The organism is Bradyrhizobium sp. WSM2254 (assembly GCF_000472645.1).
Lineage (GTDB): Bacteria > Pseudomonadota > Alphaproteobacteria > Rhizobiales > Xanthobacteraceae > Bradyrhizobium > Bradyrhizobium niftali.
Genome location: NZ_AXAB01000019.1, coordinates 1 through 16,599 on the forward strand (window position 1 = coordinate 1; position 16,599 = coordinate 16,599).

The 16,599-nt window shown below is 63.9% G+C and carries 15 protein-coding genes and 1 pseudogene; 9 read left to right on the forward strand and 7 right to left on the reverse strand.

The features are described 5' to 3' along the window. A pseudogene (locus A3M7_RS44095) lies at positions 1–243 on the forward strand (IS481 family transposase); the annotation flags it as partial. A gap of 105 nt (positions 244–348) precedes the next feature. Here the strand turns inward: A3M7_RS44095 and cimA are convergent. The 3 genes from cimA to cysS form a co-directional block, all read right to left on the reverse strand. Continuing rightward, positions 349–1,947 carry a citramalate synthase gene (gene cimA, locus A3M7_RS0113965; protein ID WP_027544499.1) on the reverse strand — a complete coding sequence of 533 codons (1,599 nt, stop codon included), beginning with the start codon at positions 1,945–1,947 and terminating at the stop codon, positions 349–351. After that, positions 1,944–2,435, reverse strand: coding sequence for a GNAT family N-acetyltransferase (locus tag A3M7_RS0113970; protein ID WP_027544500.1), 492 nt, complete (start codon positions 2,433–2,435; stop codon positions 1,944–1,946). The genes cimA and A3M7_RS0113970 overlap by 4 nt, the downstream gene beginning before the upstream one ends. Positions 2,436–2,550: 115 nt before the next feature. Further along, positions 2,551–3,933 (reverse strand): cysteine--tRNA ligase, encoded by a 1,383-nt coding sequence (cysS, locus tag A3M7_RS0113980; RefSeq protein ID WP_027544501.1) that lies wholly within the window; start codon positions 3,931–3,933, stop codon positions 2,551–2,553. Positions 3,934–4,219: 286 nt separating this feature from the next. Here cysS and A3M7_RS0113985 point away from each other — a divergent pair, with 286 nt between their 5' ends. Together A3M7_RS0113985 and A3M7_RS0113990 are read left to right on the forward strand one after the other, a co-directional pair. Next, on the forward strand, positions 4,220–4,525 hold the full coding sequence (locus A3M7_RS0113985; protein WP_027544502.1) for a hypothetical protein: 306 nt from the start codon (positions 4,220–4,222) through the stop codon (positions 4,523–4,525). Between the two features lie 130 nt (positions 4,526–4,655). Beyond that, positions 4,656–5,840, forward strand: coding sequence for a DUF2865 domain-containing protein (locus A3M7_RS0113990; RefSeq protein ID WP_027544503.1), 1,185 nt, complete (start codon positions 4,656–4,658; stop codon positions 5,838–5,840). A 54-nt stretch (positions 5,841–5,894) separates the two neighbouring features. Here A3M7_RS0113990 and A3M7_RS0113995 read toward each other — a convergent pair whose 3' ends face one another. Beyond that, positions 5,895–6,803 (reverse strand): DUF2189 domain-containing protein, encoded by a 909-nt coding sequence (locus A3M7_RS0113995; protein ID WP_027544504.1) that lies wholly within the window; start codon positions 6,801–6,803, stop codon positions 5,895–5,897. Between the two features lie 527 nt (positions 6,804–7,330). Between A3M7_RS0113995 and A3M7_RS0114000 the strand changes: the two genes are divergently transcribed. The 5 genes from A3M7_RS0114000 (at position 7,331) to A3M7_RS0114020 (ending at position 11,860) form a co-directional block, all read left to right on the forward strand. Continuing rightward, positions 7,331–8,164, forward strand: coding sequence for a cytochrome c oxidase subunit II (locus A3M7_RS0114000; RefSeq protein WP_027544505.1), 834 nt, complete (start codon positions 7,331–7,333; stop codon positions 8,162–8,164). A 77-nt stretch (positions 8,165–8,241) separates the two neighbouring features. Next, positions 8,242–10,020, forward strand: coding sequence for a cbb3-type cytochrome c oxidase subunit I (locus A3M7_RS0114005; protein ID WP_027544506.1), 1,779 nt, complete (start codon positions 8,242–8,244; stop codon positions 10,018–10,020). After that, positions 10,017–10,721, forward strand: coding sequence for a cytochrome c oxidase subunit 3 (locus A3M7_RS0114010; RefSeq protein WP_027544507.1), 705 nt, complete (start codon positions 10,017–10,019; stop codon positions 10,719–10,721). Before A3M7_RS0114005 ends, A3M7_RS0114010 begins: the two co-directional genes overlap by 4 nt. A gap of 14 nt (positions 10,722–10,735) precedes the next feature. Next, a complete protein-coding gene (locus tag A3M7_RS0114015) occupies positions 10,736–11,458 on the forward strand; it encodes a heme-copper oxidase subunit III family protein (RefSeq protein WP_027544508.1) in 723 nt (240 codons plus the stop codon). Positions 11,459–11,467: 9 nt separating this feature from the next. Next, positions 11,468–11,860, forward strand: coding sequence for a cytochrome C oxidase subunit IV family protein (locus tag A3M7_RS0114020; protein ID WP_027544509.1), 393 nt, complete (start codon positions 11,468–11,470; stop codon positions 11,858–11,860). Between the two features lie 26 nt (positions 11,861–11,886). Here the strand turns inward: A3M7_RS0114020 and A3M7_RS0114025 are convergent, their stop codons facing one another. The 3 genes from A3M7_RS0114025 to A3M7_RS0114035 all read right to left on the reverse strand — a co-directional run bounded on the left by A3M7_RS0114025 (position 11,887) and on the right by A3M7_RS0114035 (position 15,496). Next, positions 11,887–13,644, reverse strand: a complete 1,758-nt coding sequence (locus A3M7_RS0114025; RefSeq protein WP_027544510.1) for an NAD+ synthase — start codon at positions 13,642–13,644, stop codon at positions 11,887–11,889. A gap of 105 nt (positions 13,645–13,749) precedes the next feature. Continuing rightward, a complete protein-coding gene (locus A3M7_RS0114030; protein WP_027544511.1) occupies positions 13,750–14,103 on the reverse strand; it encodes a diacylglycerol kinase in 354 nt (117 codons plus the stop codon). A gap of 4 nt (positions 14,104–14,107) precedes the next feature. Continuing rightward, complete coding sequence (locus A3M7_RS0114035) at positions 14,108–15,496, reverse strand: class II 3-deoxy-7-phosphoheptulonate synthase (RefSeq protein WP_027544512.1); 1,389 nt, start codon at positions 15,494–15,496, stop codon at positions 14,108–14,110. 12 nt (positions 15,497–15,508) lie between these two features. Here A3M7_RS0114035 and A3M7_RS0114040 point away from each other — a divergent pair, with 12 nt between their 5' ends. Next, positions 15,509–16,573 (forward strand): alpha/beta fold hydrolase, encoded by a 1,065-nt coding sequence (locus A3M7_RS0114040; protein WP_245284244.1) that lies wholly within the window; start codon positions 15,509–15,511, stop codon positions 16,571–16,573. Positions 16,574–16,599 lie beyond the last annotated feature (26 nt).

The following is a 16,599-nucleotide window of genomic DNA, read 5'->3' on the forward strand; positions in this document are numbered from 1 at the left end:
GAATACGACAGCCATGAGATCGTGCGCCGCGTTTCCACGACCAAGGCCTACGTCAGCTTCAAGGGATGTCATTGGAAAGTGCCACAGGCCTTCTGTGGTGAGCGCCTCGCCATCCGCCCCTCGGCAAACGATGCGCAATACGGGGTCTTCTTTGCCGCCCACCAAGTCGCTATCATCGACTTGGCGAGCGGAAAAAGTGTCGGCTATGTCCCCGAACACCCGTCGGTCATGTCCCCGGGCTGAACACTTGACCGGGCGATCCAGTATTCCGAGACGCCCGAGAACTACCGAGAAGCTGCGGCGTACTGGATACCCCGCTTTCGCGGGGTATGACAGCCGTAGCGGGTCTTACGCCGGCGCGCCCGATTTCACGAGCTTGTAGATCACCGAATCCATCAGCGCCTGGAACGAGGCGTCGATGATGTTCGGGGACACGCCGACCGTGGTCCAGCTGTCGCCGTTCTCGTCCTCGCTCTCGATCAGCACGCGCGTGACCGCGCCGGTGCCGCCATTGAGGATGCGCACGCGGTAGTCGATCAGCTTCAGGCCCTCGATGTATTTCTGGTACTTGCCGAGGTCTTTTCGCAAGGCGACGTCGAGTGCGTTGACGGGGCCGTTGCCTTCGGCCGCCGAGATCAGGTGCTCGCCGGCGACGTCGACCTTGACGACCGCGAGCGCCACCGTGACGCGCTCGCCGAGCGCGTTGTAGCGCTGCTCGACATTGACGTCGAACTGCTCGACCTCGAAATACTGCGGCACCTTGCCGAGCGTGCGGCGCGCCAGCAGATCGAACGAGGCGTTGGCGGATTCGTAGGCGTAGCCGGCCGCCTCGCGTTCCTTCAACTCCTCGACGAGACGCGTCAGCTTCGGATCGCTCTTTTCATAGGCGATGCCGGCGCGGTCGAGCTCGGCAATGACGTTGGAGCGGCCGGCCTGGTCCGAGACCAGCACCTTGCGGTGATTGCCAACCAGTTCCGGCAGGACGTGCTCGTAGGTCTGCGGATCCTTCAGCACGGCGGAGGCGTGGATGCCGGTCTTGGTGACGAAGGCGCTCTCGCCGACATAGGCCGCATGCCGGTTCGGCACGCGGTTGAGCATGTCGTCGAGCGTGCGCGACACCTTGACGAGGGTCGCGAGCTTCTCGGCGGTGACGCCGATCTCGAAAGCGTCGGCAAACTCCTGCTTCAGCTTCAGGGTCGGGATCAGCGAGCACAGATTGGCGTTGCCGCAGCGTTCGCCGAGGCCGTTCAGCGTGCCCTGGATCTGCCGCGCCCCGGCGCGCACCGCGGCGAGCGAATTCGCCACCGCCTGCTCGGTATCGTTATGGGCGTGGATGCCGACGTGATCGCCGGGGATGTGCCTGGTCACCTCGGTGACGATGGCCTCGACCTCGTTCGGCATGGTGCCGCCATTGGTGTCGCACAGCACCACCCAGCGGGCGCCGGCCTCGTAGGCGGCCTTGGCGCAGGCGAGCGCGAAGCTGGAATCCTCCTTGTAGCCGTCGAAGAAATGCTCGCAGTCGAGCATCACCTCGCGGCCGGCGGCTTTCGCCGCCGCGACGCTGTCGCGGATCGAAGCGAGGTTTTCTTCCCCGGTCGTCTCCAGCGCGACACGTACCTGATAGGCCGAGGACTTCGCCACGAAGCAGATCGCATCGGCCTTGGCCTCCAGCAGCCCGGCGACGCCAGGATCGTTGGAGACCGAGCGCCCGGCCCGGCGCGTCATGCCGAAAGCGGTGAAGCGCGCGTGATTGAACTTCGGCTTGCTGCCGAAGAACTCGGTATCGGTTGGATTGGCGCCGGGATAGCCGCCCTCGACATAGTCGATGCCGAGCTCGTCCAGCATCGCCGCGATGATCTGCTTGTCCGTCAGCGTGAAATCGACGCCGTTGGTCTGCGCGCCGTCGCGCAGCGTGGTGTCGAACAGATAGAGGCGCTCCTTGCTCATTGCGATGCTCCGAGCGTCTTCTTCATGGTGGTGTTGGCCAGCCACTCGTCGTTGACGGTGATGCTGTTGCGCTGCATGGCGACATAGCCGCGCTTGGCGAAGAAGCCCTGCGCGGTGTCGCTGGCATCGACCGAGAGGCTTTTCGCGCCGCGGCCGCCGGCAAGCTTCTCCAGCGCATCGACCAGCATGGTGGCGATGCCCTGCCCGCTGACTGCCGGATGCACATAGAGCATGCGGATGTGGTCGGCCCCTTGCAGCGAGGCGAAGCCCACGGGCGAGCCCTCCAGCGTCGCAATCAGCGTCAGGTCGGCGGCGAGCCGCTTGCCGAACTCTTCGGTTTCGGCAGCCTCCATCCAGGCCTGCTGCTGCGCCTCGTTGTAGTCGTCGCCGGTCAGCTCCTCGATGCTCGCAGCGAAGATCGCGGCGAGCACCGGCACGTCATCAGGCAGGAAGGGCCGCAAGCCTGGCTTCGGCAAAGTCTGTCCCATCGTCTTCACCACATCCCATAGAGCTTGAGCGCAAGTGCCACCGCCGCGGCGAGCAGCAGGATCTTCAGCGCGATGTAATAGAGCCAGTGCCGCGGAAAAGGCGTGTCGGGCCGCATCATCGCGAAAACTCCCAGGTCGTTCCTTCCTTGGAGTCCTTGATCGCAACGCCCATCGCGGCGAGCTGATCGCGGATGCGGTCGGACTCTTTGAAGTCCTTCCGTCCACGGGCCGCGGTCCGCTCCGCGATCAGGCGCTCGACCTCTCCGGCATCGACCCCGCTCGCCTGCTGCTTGCGAGCTTCCCACTGCGCAGCGCTCTCGGAGAGGAAGCCGAGCAGCCGCAGCGATCCCGCCAATGCGCTCACGTCGCTGTTGCGCAGGCCATGCAGCGCCGCGATCGCCAAGGAGGTGTTGAGGTCGTCGAGCAGCGGTTCGACCACGGACGCGGCGGGCCGGCCGGGATCGACGTCGGCCGCGACGCGATACCAGTCGTCGAGCGTCTTGGCGCTCTCCTCCAGCGATTTCATGGTCCAGTCGATCGGCGAGCGGTAATGCGTCTTCAGCATGTTCAGGCGCAGCACCTCGCCCGGCCAATCCGCCAGCAGCTCATGGATGGTGATGAAGTTGCCGAGGCTCTTCGACATCTTCTCGCTCTCGACCTGGAGGAAGCCGTTGTGCATCCAGTAGTTCGCCATCCGCTCCCGGTGGAAGGCGCAGCAGGTCTGGGCGACCTCGTTCTCGTGATGCGGAAACACGAGATCGATGCCGCCACCGTGGATGTCAAAATGCTCGCCGAGGTGCTTCCAGGCCATGGCCGAGCACTCGATGTGCCAGCCCGGGCGTCCCTGCGCAGCGATGCCGGCCGGCGACGGCCACGACGGCTCGCCGGGCTTGGACGGCTTCCACAGCACGAAGTCGGTGTTGTCCCGCTTGTAGGGCGCGACATCGACGCGGGCGCCGGCGATCATCTCGTCCAGCGAGCGATTGGACAGCGCGCCATAGTGCGGCAGGGTGGAATTGGCCGCGTTCATCGCCTGCGGCGAGAACAGCACGTGGTCCTCGGCGACATAGGCAAAGCCGCCGGCGACCAGCCGTTCGATGATCTCGCGCATCTCGCCGATATGCTCGGTCGCGCGCGGCTCGACGCTCGGCCGGAGCGCGCCGAGCGCATCGACGTCGGCGTGAAACTGCTTGCCCGTCTGCTCGGTGACCTTGCGGATCGCCTCGTTCAGCGGCAGGCCCGGAAAGTCGCGCGCGGCGCGGTCGTTGATCTTGTCGTCGACGTCGGTGATGTTGCGGACGTATTTGACGTGCGCCTCGCCATAGAGATGGCGCAGCAGCCGAAACAGCACGTCGAACACGATCACCGGCCGGGCATTGCCGATATGGGCGAAGTCATAGACCGTCGGTCCGCAGACATACATGCGGACGTTGCTCGCATCGAGCGGCACGAACGGCCGCTTTTCCCTGGTCAGCGTATCGTAGAGGCGCAATTCCATATGGACACCCGTCGGCTGTTGGCCGGGCGTCCAGTGCTCTCAATGTTTTTGAGAAAAGACGGCTCCAGCCAGCGAATCGCTAGCTCGTAATCTCGCAAATCGTGCAAATGGCGAGGAGACCGTTCATGCGGGAACATATGGGCTATGAGGCGGCCCCGCGTCAAGAGAGCCGCGAAATTGCCGTTCTATCTCCGCAAAGCACGGCCGCCCCGCCATGATGGTTCATCATCATTAACCTTTTGAGTTTATTCGAGATGCTGGCGGTTCCCCCAGCCCCGGTATTTTCATGCGATCCATACTCGCGCTCATTTCCTGTGCCTCCATCGTCGCGTCATCGGGCGCATTCGCCGAGACGCGCGTCTTCATCATCGCCAACCAGGCGGACGGCTATGGCATCGACCAGTGCCTGGCCAAGGGCGACAAATGCGGCGCGCAGGTCGCGCGCACCTATTGCCAGTCACGGGATTTTGCCCAGGCCTCGGCCTACCGCCGGGTCGATCCCGACGAAATTACCGGCTCTGTCCCCAAAACCGGCGCAAACTGCTCCCATGGCCGTTGCGACGAATATGTCGCAATCACCTGCCAGCGCTGAATTCGCTCGGAGCTGGCGGACCTTAGGCCCAATCTTTGGCCCCTGAAACGACGTGACGATGCCGCAGGAAGCGGCTATGGGAGGGCGCGCTTCGGCCCTTCATGTCACATTGGGCCGTGACCTCGCTAGAATGGCGGATATGCCTGAATTTTTGACTCTCTCCCGTGCCCGCTCGATCCTTGCCTGCACCGTGCTCCTGAGCACCGTGATGCTTGCCAACGGCGCCTTCGCGCAGGCCGGCCCGCCGCCTCAGCCCGGCCAGAACGGGCTCGGCCCCAATCCGATGTGCGTGCGACTGGAAGGCCAGCTCGCCGCGCTCGATCGTGGCGGCGGCGGTGACCCCGCGCGCGAAGACCAGATCCGTCGCTATCAGGATTCCCAGGCCAAGCAGCAGGCCGAGCTCGACCGCGTCACCATGCAGGCCAAGCGCATGGGCTGCGATTCCTCCGGCTTCTTCTCGCTGTTCAACGGCCAGTCGGCCCAGTGCGGCCCGGTCAACACCCAGATCCAGCAGATGCGCGCCAATCTGGACCAGATCACCGGCAATCTCGAACGCCTGCGTGGCGGCGGTCCCGGCGGCTTCAGCCCGGAACGCGACAGCCAGCGCCGCTCGGTGCTGGTGGCCCTCGCCCAGAACAATTGCGGCCCGCAATATGCCAACGCCGTGCAGTCGCAGGGCGGCGGCAACTTCCTGAGCAATCTGTTCGGCGGCAACAACGCCAACAATCCGCAGGCCGTGCCGCCCTCCGATCTCGGCCCGCAATCCGGCACCTACCGCACCGTATGCGTGCGCACCTGCGACGGCGCCTATTTCCCGGTCTCGTTTGCGACCGTGCCGGCGCGCTTTCCGGACGACGAGAAGACCTGCAAGGCGCTGTGCCCCGCCGCGGAAGCGGTGCTCTACACCCACCGCAATCCCGGCGAAGACATGAACTCCGCGGTCTCCGTCAGCGGCCAGCCCTACACGGCGCTGCCGACCGCATTCAAATTCCGCAGCGAGTTCAACCCGTCCTGCTCCTGCAAGGCGGCGGGACAGACCTGGGCCGATGCGTTGAAGTCGGCCGACGACAAGGCCGCGGCCGAGCAGCAGGGCGACATCATCGTCACCGAGGAGAGCGCCAAGAAGATGCAGCAGCAGCGGCTCAACAAGGGCACGCCTGCAACGACGACCAAGAAGGGTGCGCCTCCGGCGCCGACGACAGCCGCCGCGCCGGCCACGACACCGCCGGCGGATACCAGCACGGCTCCGACGAGTTCGGAGAACAAGCCGATCCGCTCGGTCGGCCCGACCTTCCTGCCGCAGCAGCAGAAGTAGGCCCTAACCGGTCATGCCCCGCGCAGGAGGTCGCCGGTCACAGCCGTTTCACCGTTACTGCTCTCCCTCGCGGCTCCACGGGAAGAGATTGGCCGGAAAGTCCGCAGCGTAGCGCTTTCCCTTCGGGGGCGGCGACGGCTCGTCCGGTGGATTCGGATTCGGCTCGACCACCCGCCGATAGAGGTGCCAGGTCGCATGACCGAGCACCGGGAGGACGACAGCGAGACCGACGAAGAACGGCAGCGAGCCAATCACGAGCAGCGCCGCGACGATCAGCCCCCACCCCGCCATCGCGACCGGATTGGCGGCCACCGCCTGCAGCGATGTTCGGATCGCATCGATCGCCGTCGCATGCCGATCGAGCATCAACGGAAACGATACGACGCTGACGCATAGGGCCGCGACCGCAAACAGGAAGCCGATACCGCAACCGACGATGATGAGCGACCATCCTTCCGGCGTGGTCAGCACGCGGGTTGCGAAGTCGGGAATGCTTGCAGCCGCCGCGTGACCGAAGATGGTGACATAGATCGCGTTCGCGACGCCGATCCAGACCCCGAACAGGACCAGCAGGAGCACGCCGAGCTCGAGCATGGCGCCGAAGGACGGTGCGCGCAGCACCTTGATCGCGTCCCATGCATCGACCTCCTCGCCGCGCTCACGGCGACGGCTGAGTTCGTAGAGGCCGATCGCGGCAAAGGGACCGATCAAGGCAAAGCCTGCGGCCAGCGGAAACAGCAGCGGCAGGACCGAATGGCCGAGGACCATCCTGAACAGGACAAGACCGAGAACCGGATAGATCACGCAGACGACGATCGCGTGACTCGGCATCGCCTGGAAATCTTCCCAGCCCAGGCGCAGCACCTCTCTCAAGTCGGACAAGCCGATCTTACGAATGGGATAAGAGACCGCCTCACCAAACAGGTGGCGCTTTATGATCCTGTCGGGATAAAGAGTGGCCATGGACACACCCTCCTCTGCTGAAAGCCGCGGCGGAGAACGGCGCACTTTCCGGCCACGCGTATCCGCCCTTGTGTGCGGGAGACGCGATCGAGCCGAGTACGGCAGTTCCAGGCTCAACGAGGAAGGAGCTTAGCCGGACGAAACCCGTCGCGACCTGCGCCCCAAGCTTAGCGCGCGCGACGTGGAATGACCAGCGCTCCGGGCTAGGTGAATTGTGCGTCGCATATTTTGTGCGATGCACATCGAGAATGCGACTGTCGATGGCTAGCTTGCACGGCAACATGGATCGCCCGCGCCAGCCAAGCGTGTTGACATGCTATTGACGCCGGGTTCGCGGGGGATCATTTTAAAAGCATAGACGCCCGCAAAATTGGCGGTCGCGATCGAATATCGCGACCGGTTGAATGGGCGAGGCAATAGGCGCGGCGATGGCATCGATGTCATCCTAGAAGAGTCCGCCATCGCGACAGACGCGAGCTCCGCCCTGGATTCGTATCCGCAGCCTTCGATGGCAAGGATGGATCAGGATGGCTGTCGCATTGATACTGCTTCTGGTCGCGATCGGCTCGGTGCTGTTTCACCTCTACAGCCCGTGGTGGTGGACGCCGATCGCCACGAACTGGGCCTATATCGACCACACCATCAACATTACGTTCTGGATCACGGGCTTTGTTTTCGTCGCGGTCATCGCCTTCATGGCTTATTGCGTCTTCCGCTTTCACCACAAAGAGGGAAGACGGGCTGACTACAATCCGGAAAACAAAAAGCTCGAATGGTGGCTGAGCGTCGGAACCGGCGTCGGCGTCGCGGCCATGCTGGCGCCTGGCCTCGTGGTCTGGCACCAGTTCGTGACGGTGCCTGCGGATGCCACCGAGGTCGAGGTCATGGGGCAGCAATGGCAATGGAGCTTCCGCCTTCCGGGCAAGGACGGGCGGTTGGGCACGTCCGACGTCCGCAACATCGCTCCCGACAATCCGATGGGACTCAATCGCGACGACCCACACGCGCAGGACGACGTCGTGATCGAGAACGGCGACCTGCACCTTCAAATGGGAAAGCCGGTCAAGGTTCTCCTCCGCTCGGTTGATGTCCTGCACGATTTCTACGTGCCCGAATTCCGGGCCAAGATGGACATGGTTCCAGGCATGGTGACCTATTTCTGGATAACGCCGATCCGAACCGGAACGTTCGATGTTCTATGTGCGGAGCTTTGTGGCGCTGCTCATTATCAGATGCGGGCCAAGGTCATCATCGACGAAGAGCGTGAATATCACGCTTGGCTGGAGCAACAAAAGACGTTTGCCGAATTGTCGCCGGCAAAAGCCCTCGTGAAGGCGACGTACCAAACCGGTGGCAAGTAGCAAGCTGCCGCTGCGAAGATGGATCGGGTGCACGAGGCCAACGCCTCGCCCCCGATGGATACGACCGAGGAGGTTCTATGGTCGATATTCCATATGAAGGGATCACCGGCATCCCGCCTGCCGAAGTACCTGAGGTCGAGCTCTATCATCCAAGGAGCTGGTGGACACGGTATGTCTTCTCCCAGGACGCCAAGGTAATCGCCATTCAGTATTCGCTGACGGCCTCGGCCATCGGGCTGGTGGCCCTGGTGCTGTCGTGGCTGATGCGGCTGCAACTGGGATTCCCCGGCACCTTCTCTTTCATCGATGCCAACCAGTACCTCCAGTTCATCACCATGCACGGCATGATCATGGTGATCTATCTGCTCACCGCATTGTTCCTGGGCGGCTTCGGCAACTACCTGATCCCGCTGATGGTCGGCGCCCGGGACATGGTCTTCCCCTATGTGAACATGCTGAGCTACTGGGTCTACCTGCTCGCAGTCCTGGTGCTGGCCTCGACATTCTTCGTGCCCGGCGGCCCCACCGGCGCCGGATGGACGCTGTACCCGCCGCAAGCCATCCTCTCCGGAACGCCCGGCCAGGATTGGGGCATCATTCTCATGATGTCGTCCCTGATCCTGTTCATCATCGGCTTCACCATGGGCGGGCTGAACTACGTGGTCACCGTGCTCCAGGCGCGCACCCGCGGCATGACGTTGATGCGCCTGCCCCTGACGGTGTGGGGCATTTTCACGGCGACCGTCATGGCGTTGCTGGCATTCCCTGCACTCTTCGTTGCCTCGGTCATGCTGCTGCTCGACCGTCTGCTGGGAACCAGCTTCTTCATGCCCTCCCTCGTCGAGATGGGACAGCTGTCGAAATATGGCGGCGGCAGCCCGCTGCTGTTCCAGCACCTGTTCTGGTTCTTCGGCCACCCCGAGGTCTACATCGTCGCCCTGCCCGCCTTCGGCATCGTCTCCGATCTGATCAGCACGCATGCGCGCAAGAACATCTTCGGTTATCGCATGATGGTCTGGGCCATTGTGGGGATTGGTGCACTCAGCTTCGTCGTGTGGGCGCACCACATGTATGTGAGCGGCATGTTCCCGCAATTCGGGTACTTCTTCGCCACCACGACGCTCATCATCGCCATCCCCACCGCGATCAAGGTCTATAACTGGGTGCTGACCCTGTGGCGCGGCGACATTCATCTCAGGGTGCCGATGCTGTTCGCCCTCGGCTTCATCATCACCTTCGTGAATGGCGGCCTCACCGGCCTCTTCCTCGGCAACGTCGTCGTGGACGTGCCGCTTTCGGATACCATGTTCGTGGTCGCGCATTTCCACATGGTGATGGGCGTGGCACCGATCATGGTCGTGCTCGGCGCGATCTATCATTGGTACCCCAAGGTCACGGGACGGATGCTGAACGACGTCCTCGGCAAGTTTCACTTCTGGGTCACCTTCCTCGGCGCCTACCTGATCTTCTTCCCCATGCACTATCTTGGACTGCTCGGGGTTCCGCGCCGGTATTTCGAACTCGGCGACGCGGCGTTCATTCCGCCCTCGGCCCATTCACTGAACGCCTTCATCTCCGTGGTGGCCCTGACCGTCGGCTTCAGCCAGATGGTGTTCCTGTTCAATCTGGCCTGGAGCCTGTTCAAGGGTGAGGCCTCAGGCGGCAATCCGTGGCGGGCGACGACGCTGGAGTGGCAGACGCCGGAGACGCCCCCAGGGCACGGCAACTGGGGCAAGGAGCTCCCGATCGTGTACCGCTGGGCCTATGACTACAGTGTGCCTGGCGCCGCGGAGGACTTCATTCCGCAGAACCAGCCGCCACGCGCGACGCAGCTCGTTCAGGGAGCTGCTTCGTGAGCGCCATCATCCTGTTCCTGGCTGTGCTTGCGATGATCGCCGGATGGTGGCTGTCGCAGCAGCGGCTGACGGCCAAGCCCTGGCTGGAGGAAGGCGCGGTCGGTGACTTCCCCGGCGGCGATAGCATGACCTGGCCCGCAGCGAAGGTCGGACTTGGCGTGTTTCTCGCCGTCGCGAGCACATTATTCGTCCTGTTCATCAGCGCCTATTCGATGCGCATGAGCGTGGTGGACTGGCGGCCGCTGCCGGTACCGCGGTTGCTGTGGGTCAACACGGGCGTCCTGGTCCTGAGCAGTGTCGCGCTGCAATGGGCGTACGTGGCTGCCGGGCGACACGATACCGAGAGCGTCATGGTCGGTCTGCTCGTTGGCGGAGCATCTGCCGTGATCTTCCTCGCCGGACAGCTCCTGGCCTGGCAGCGGCTCAGGGCTGCCGGATATTTCGTGGCGTCCAATCCGGCGAATTCCTTCTTCTACCTGTTGACCGCGGTGCACGGGCTGCATCTGACGGGCGGTCTGGTGGCCCTGGGCCGAACCTCAGCCAGGATGTGGCGTGGCACCGAGATCGCCGAGATGCGATTGAGCGTGGAACTGTGTGCCATCTACTGGCACTTCCTGCTGCTGGTCTGGCTTGTCCTGCTCGGTCTTCTCACGGGCTGGACCGATAATTTCGTCGACATCTGCCGCCAATTGCTGAGCTAGGGAGGCGAGACCAGATGGCTGAGACCGTGCTGACAAATTCGGACCAATCGACTGCGCGGCTTGAAGGCTGGCGTGGCATCGCCGCCGACTGGGCGTCCGATCAGCGCGCCTTCAAGAACGTGTCCTGGGGCAAGGCCATGATGTGGATCTTCCTCCTCAGCGACACCTTCATCTTCAGTTGCTTCCTGCTCTCCTACATGACGGCGCGCATGTCGACGACCGTGCCGTGGCCCAATCCCAGCGAAGTCTTCGCCCTCAATATCGGGGGCAAGCACATCCCCCTGATCCTGATCGCCATCATGACCTTCGTCCTGATCAGCAGCAGCGGAACAATGGCGATGGCGGTCAATTTCGGCTACCGCCGCGATCGCGTGAGAACCGCAATCCTGATGCTGGTCACAGCGGCATTTGGCGCAACATTCGTCGGAATGCAGGCGTTCGAATGGACCAAGCTGATCATGGAGGGCGTTCGACCCTGGGGCAATCCGTGGGGCGCGGCGCAGTTTGGCTCAAGCTTTTTCATGATCACGGGTTTCCACGGCACCCACGTGACGATCGGCGTGATCTTCCTGATCGCGATCGCGCGAAAGGTCTGGCGGGGAGACTTCGACGTCGAGAGACGCGGCTTTTTCACAAGCCGCAAGGGCTATTACGAGATCGTCGAGATCACCGGGCTGTACTGGCATTTCGTCGACCTCGTGTGGGTGTTCATCTTTGCATTCTTCTACCTTTGGTGAGGTCGGCGCATGACAAACGCGGCAATACACATGGAAGGACAGCTCCACGCTCCCGCGTCTGGCGCAGTCGCAACGGGAGCCGCTCACGCCAAGGGTCAACAGCACCCGATCAAGCTCTACCTCGTGGTCTGGGGCTGGTTGTTCGTCCTCAGCACGTGCTCCTACCTCGTCGACTATTTTGGCCTGCACGGCTATCTGAGGTGGTCGCTGATCCTGTTGTTCATGGTGTTGAAGGCCGGACTGATCGTCGCCGTCTTCATGCACATGGCCTGGGAGCGGCTGGCCTTGGCCTATGCCATCCTGCTGCCGCCGATCGCGGTATTGGTATTTGTGTCGATCATGGTGCTCGAATCCGAATACACGCACTTGCTTCGGGTGCTGTTCTTCGCAACCCCGTCATAGGGCCCGCTGTCGCTCAAGACTGGAGCTCAGCCTTCGAACGCGTCGATCGACGCCTTGCTCCCGCGCGAGACCAGCGTCTCGTCCGGGGCGGGCAGCGGCTCGCCCCTGTCCCGAAAGCGGTTGGTGATGGGATAGCGGCGATCGCGGCCGAAATTCTTAGCTGTCACCTTCACGCCGGGCGCGGCCTGGCGGCGCTTGTATTCGGCGACGTTGAGCAGATGATCAATGCGGGTGACCGTCTCGCGGTCGAAGCCGGCAGCGATGATCGCCTCGAGCGGCTCCTCGCGTTCGACCAGGCGCTCGAGGATGGCGTCGAGCACGTCGTAAGGCGGCAATGAATCCTGGTCGGTCTGGTTCTCGCGCAGCTCCGCCGTCGGCGGACGCGCGATGATATCAGGCGGAATGACCTCACCGGCGGGCCCGAGCGCGCCTTCGGGCTTCCAGCTGTTTCGCAGCGCCGCCAACCGGAACACCTGCGTCTTGTAGATGTCCTTGATCGGATTGAAGCCGCCGTTCATGTCGCCATAGAGCGTGGCGTAGCCGATCGACATTTCCGACTTGTTGCCTGTTGTCACCACCATCAGGCCGGTCTTGTTGGAGATCGCCATCAGCAACGTGCCGCGGGTGCGGGCCTGAAGGTTTTCCTCGGTGATATCAGGCGGCAGATTCTTGAAGATGCCGGACAAGATGGTCTCGAAGCCGGTCACGGCTTCCGCGATCGGCAGCACCTCGTAGCGGATGCCGAGATGGCCGGCGAGTTCGCCGGCGTCCGCGATCGAGCTTGCCGCAGTGTAGCGATAGGGCAGCATCACGCCATGCACCTGGTCGGCGCCGAGCGCGTCGACGGCGATTGCCGCACACAGCGCGGAATCGATGCCGCCGGAAATGCCGAGCAGCACGCCGGGAAAGCCGTTCTTGGCGACGTAGTCGCGAAGGCCCAGCACGCAGGCCGCGTAGTCGGCGTGGTCGCCTTCCGGCTGCGCGGCGATCGGCCCGGTGCAGCGCCAATCGTCGCCGTTACGAGTGAAGCGCAACGTGGTGATGCTTTCCTCGAACGCCGGCAATTGGGCCGCGAGCGAGAGATCGCTGTTGAGTGCGAACGAGGCGCCGTCGAACACCAGCTCGTCCTGGCCGCCGACCTGGTTGAGATAGACCAGCGGCAGGCCGCTCTCGGTGACGCGCGCGACCGCGACCGACAGGCGCACGTCGTTCTTGTCGCGGGCATAGGGCGAGCCGTTCGGCACCAGGATGATCTCGGCGCCGGTCTCGGCCAGCGTCTCGACCACGTTCTCGTAGTCCTCGGACTCCTCCAGCCAGATGTCCTCGCAGATCGGCACGCCGATGCGCACGCCGCGCACGGTCATCGGCCCCGCGGCGGGCCCGCGCGCAAACAGCCGCTTCTCGTCGAACACGCCGTAATTCGGCAGATTGCACTTGAAGCGCAGGCCAGCGATGCGGCCGCCCTCGAGCAGCGCGCAGGCATTGTAGAGCCTGCCGTCCTCGACCCAGGGCGTGCCGACAAGCATCGCCGGCCCGCCGTCGGCGGTCTCACGCGCAAGGCTTTCGATCGCGGCCCGGCAGGCGGCCTGGAAGGCCGGCTTCTGCACCAGGTCTTCCGGCGGATAGCCGGCGATGAACAATTCCGGAAACAGCACGAGATCGGCACCATCGGCGGCTGCCCGCACGCGCGCCGCACGTGCCCTGGCGGCATTGCCCTCGACGTCGCCCATGGTCGGGTTGAGCTGGGCCAGCGTGACCGCGAATGCGTTGAGACGTTGGGTCATGGCCGCCCCTGTCCGATCCAATGGCTAGAGCATGATCCGGAAAAGGGTGGAGCGGTTTTCCGAAAAGATCATGCTCAAACAACAACCTAAGGCGCGATAAGCGCTTTAGACGAAACCCAACCGCTCGACGATGGCAAAGATCCAGAACGCACCGGCCATCAGCAGCGCGACGCCGACGGCCGCCGAGCCCATGTCCTTGACCTGCCCGATCTGCTTGTCGTGATCGAGCGTCAGGCGGTCGGCGAGCTTTTCCACCGCGGTGTTGAGCAGCTCGACCACCAGCACGAACGCGACAGCACAGACCAGCTCGACCGCGCGCATCGCGGTCGCGCCGATGAACCAGGCCAGCGGCAGCGACAGCAGGAGCGCAAAGATCTCCTCGCGGACGGCCTGCTCCGATCGAAGTGCAAAGGCCAGACCGTTACGGGAGTTGATCGTGGCCTTCCAGATCCGCAGCAAGGTCTTAGAGCCCCGCGGCGGCCGGCATCGGCTTGGCCTTGCCGGCACGCTCCTGCTTGAGCAGCTCGGCGACCAGGAAAGCCATGTCGATGGATTGCTCGGCATTGAGGCGGGGATCGCAGACCGTGTGATAGCGGTCGTTGAGATCCTCGTCCGTGATGGCGCGGGCGCCGCCGAGGCATTCGGTGACGTCCTGGCCGGTCATCTCCAGATGCACGCCACCGGCATGGGTGCCTTCGGCGGCGTGGATCGCGAAGAACGACTTCACCTCGGACAGGACGCGGTCGAACGGCCGCGTCTTGTAGCCCGACGTCGAGGTGATGGTGTTGCCGTGCATGGGATCGCACGACCAGACCACCACTCTGCCCTCGCGCTTCACGGCGCGGATCATGCCCGGCAGGTGCTCGCCGATCTTGTCGGAGCCGAAGCGGCCGATCAGCGTCAGCCGGCCGGGCTCGTTGTCGGGGTTGAGCACGTCGATCAGCTTCAGCAATTCGTCGGGCTTCAGCGACGGGCCGCACTTCAGCCCGATCGGGTTCTTGATGCCGCGGAAATATTCGATATGGCCGTGATCGAGCTGGCGGGTGCGGTCGCCGATCCAGATCATGTGGCCTGATGTCGCGTACCAGTCGCCGGTGGTGGAATCGACGCGGGTCATGGCCTGCTCGTAGCCGAGCAGCAGCGCCTCGTGGCTGGTGTAGAAATCGGTGGCGCGCAGCTCCGGATGGCTCTCGAGATCGAGGCCGCAGGCGCGCATGAAGTTGAGCGCGTCCGAGATGCGGTCGGCCAGCTCCTTGTAGCGGCGGGACTGCGGCGAGTCCTTGAGGAAGCCGAGCATCCATTGATGCACGCTGCCGAGATTGGCGAAGCCGCCGGTCGCAAACGCGCGCAGCAGGTTCAGCGTCGCGGCCGACTGGCGATAGGCCATCAGCTGGCGCTGCGGATCCGGCACACGCGCTTCCTTGGTGAAGGCGATGTCGTTGACGATGTCGCCGCGATAGCTCGGCAGCTCGACGCCGCTGATCTTTTCGGTCGGCGAGGAGCGCGGCTTGGCGAACTGGCCGGCGATGCGGCCGACCTTCACCACCGGCACGGCGCCGGCATAGGTCAGCACCACCGCCATCTGCAGCAGCACGCGGAAGAAGTCGCGGATGTTGTTGGCGCCGTGCTCGGCAAAGCTCTCGGCGCAGTCGCCGCCCTGGAGCAGGAAGGCTTCGCCCGCCGCAACCCGCCCCAAGGCCTTCTTCAGATTGCGCGCCTCGCCCGCGAACACCAGCGGCGGAAAGGTCGCAAGCTGCGCCTCGACGTCGGCCAAGGCCTTGGCGTCGGGATAATCGGGCACCTGCAGCACCGGCTTGCTGCGCCAGGACTCGGGCGTCCACCGCTCGGACATCGCAATCTCTCCGTGAGGCAAAAAGCACAACCTGATCTGTGGGTTGCGAGGGCCGCCTTATACACAGGCTGGCTCCTGGCCGCCAGTTGTAAATCCATTCCGCACTGCAAACCCTTGCAGGAAAAGCCAAATTCGCATTTGCTGGGAGTGGCAAGGAAACTCGCAGGACACCGGCTGCCCATGGACGCGGCGCGCGACGACGTTTTCATCGACGAGATCAGCTTCCCGGCGACCGACGGGTATGCGCTGAGCGGCACCCTGTTCCTGCCGCGCGCCACCAAGCGTCATGCCGTCCTGATCAACTCGGCCACCGCCGTCCCGCGAAAGATCTATCGCGGCTTTGCCTCCTATCTCGCCCATCGCGGCTGCGCGGTGTTGACCTACGACTATCGCGGCATCGGCGACTCCCGGCTGCCGGCGATGGTCGGCTACAACCAGCCGAAATCGCTGGTCGGCTTCAAGGCCTCGATGTCGGACTGGGCGGCGCTCGACGTCACCGCTGCGGTGAGCTGGATGCGCGAGCGCTACAACACCCTGCCGCTCGCCTATATCGGCCACTCCTTCGGCGGCCAGGCCCTCGGGCTGATCGCGAACAACACCGACATCTCGCGCGCCGCGTTCGTCGCCTCGCAGGCGGCGACCTGGCGGCTGATGACCTCGCCGGAGAAATACCGCGTCCTCGCCTTCATGAACCTCATTGGCGTACCGCTCGCCCACGCGCTCGGCTACGCGCCGGGCTGGGCCGGCATTGGCGAGGATTTGCCCAAGGGCGTGTTCCTGCAATGGGCCGACTGGGTCTCGAGCCCGCGCTATCTCTTCGATTCAAAGCTGCCCGCGCTTGAGAACTTCGCCAAATTCAAGGGCGAGCTGCGCGCGCTGTGCTTCTCCGACGATCCCTGGGCAACGCGCCCCGCGGTCGAGCTGCTCGCTGGCGGGTTCACGGCGATCAAGCCGGAGGTGCTGACGGTGACGCCGTCCGACGTCGGCGCCAAGGCGATCGGCCATTTCGGCTTCTTCCGCCCCGAGCACCGCGATACGCTGTGGCGCGGCGTGGCGGAATGGATCCAGGGCGAGTGAGAAGGACGACGGTCGCCACAACCGCG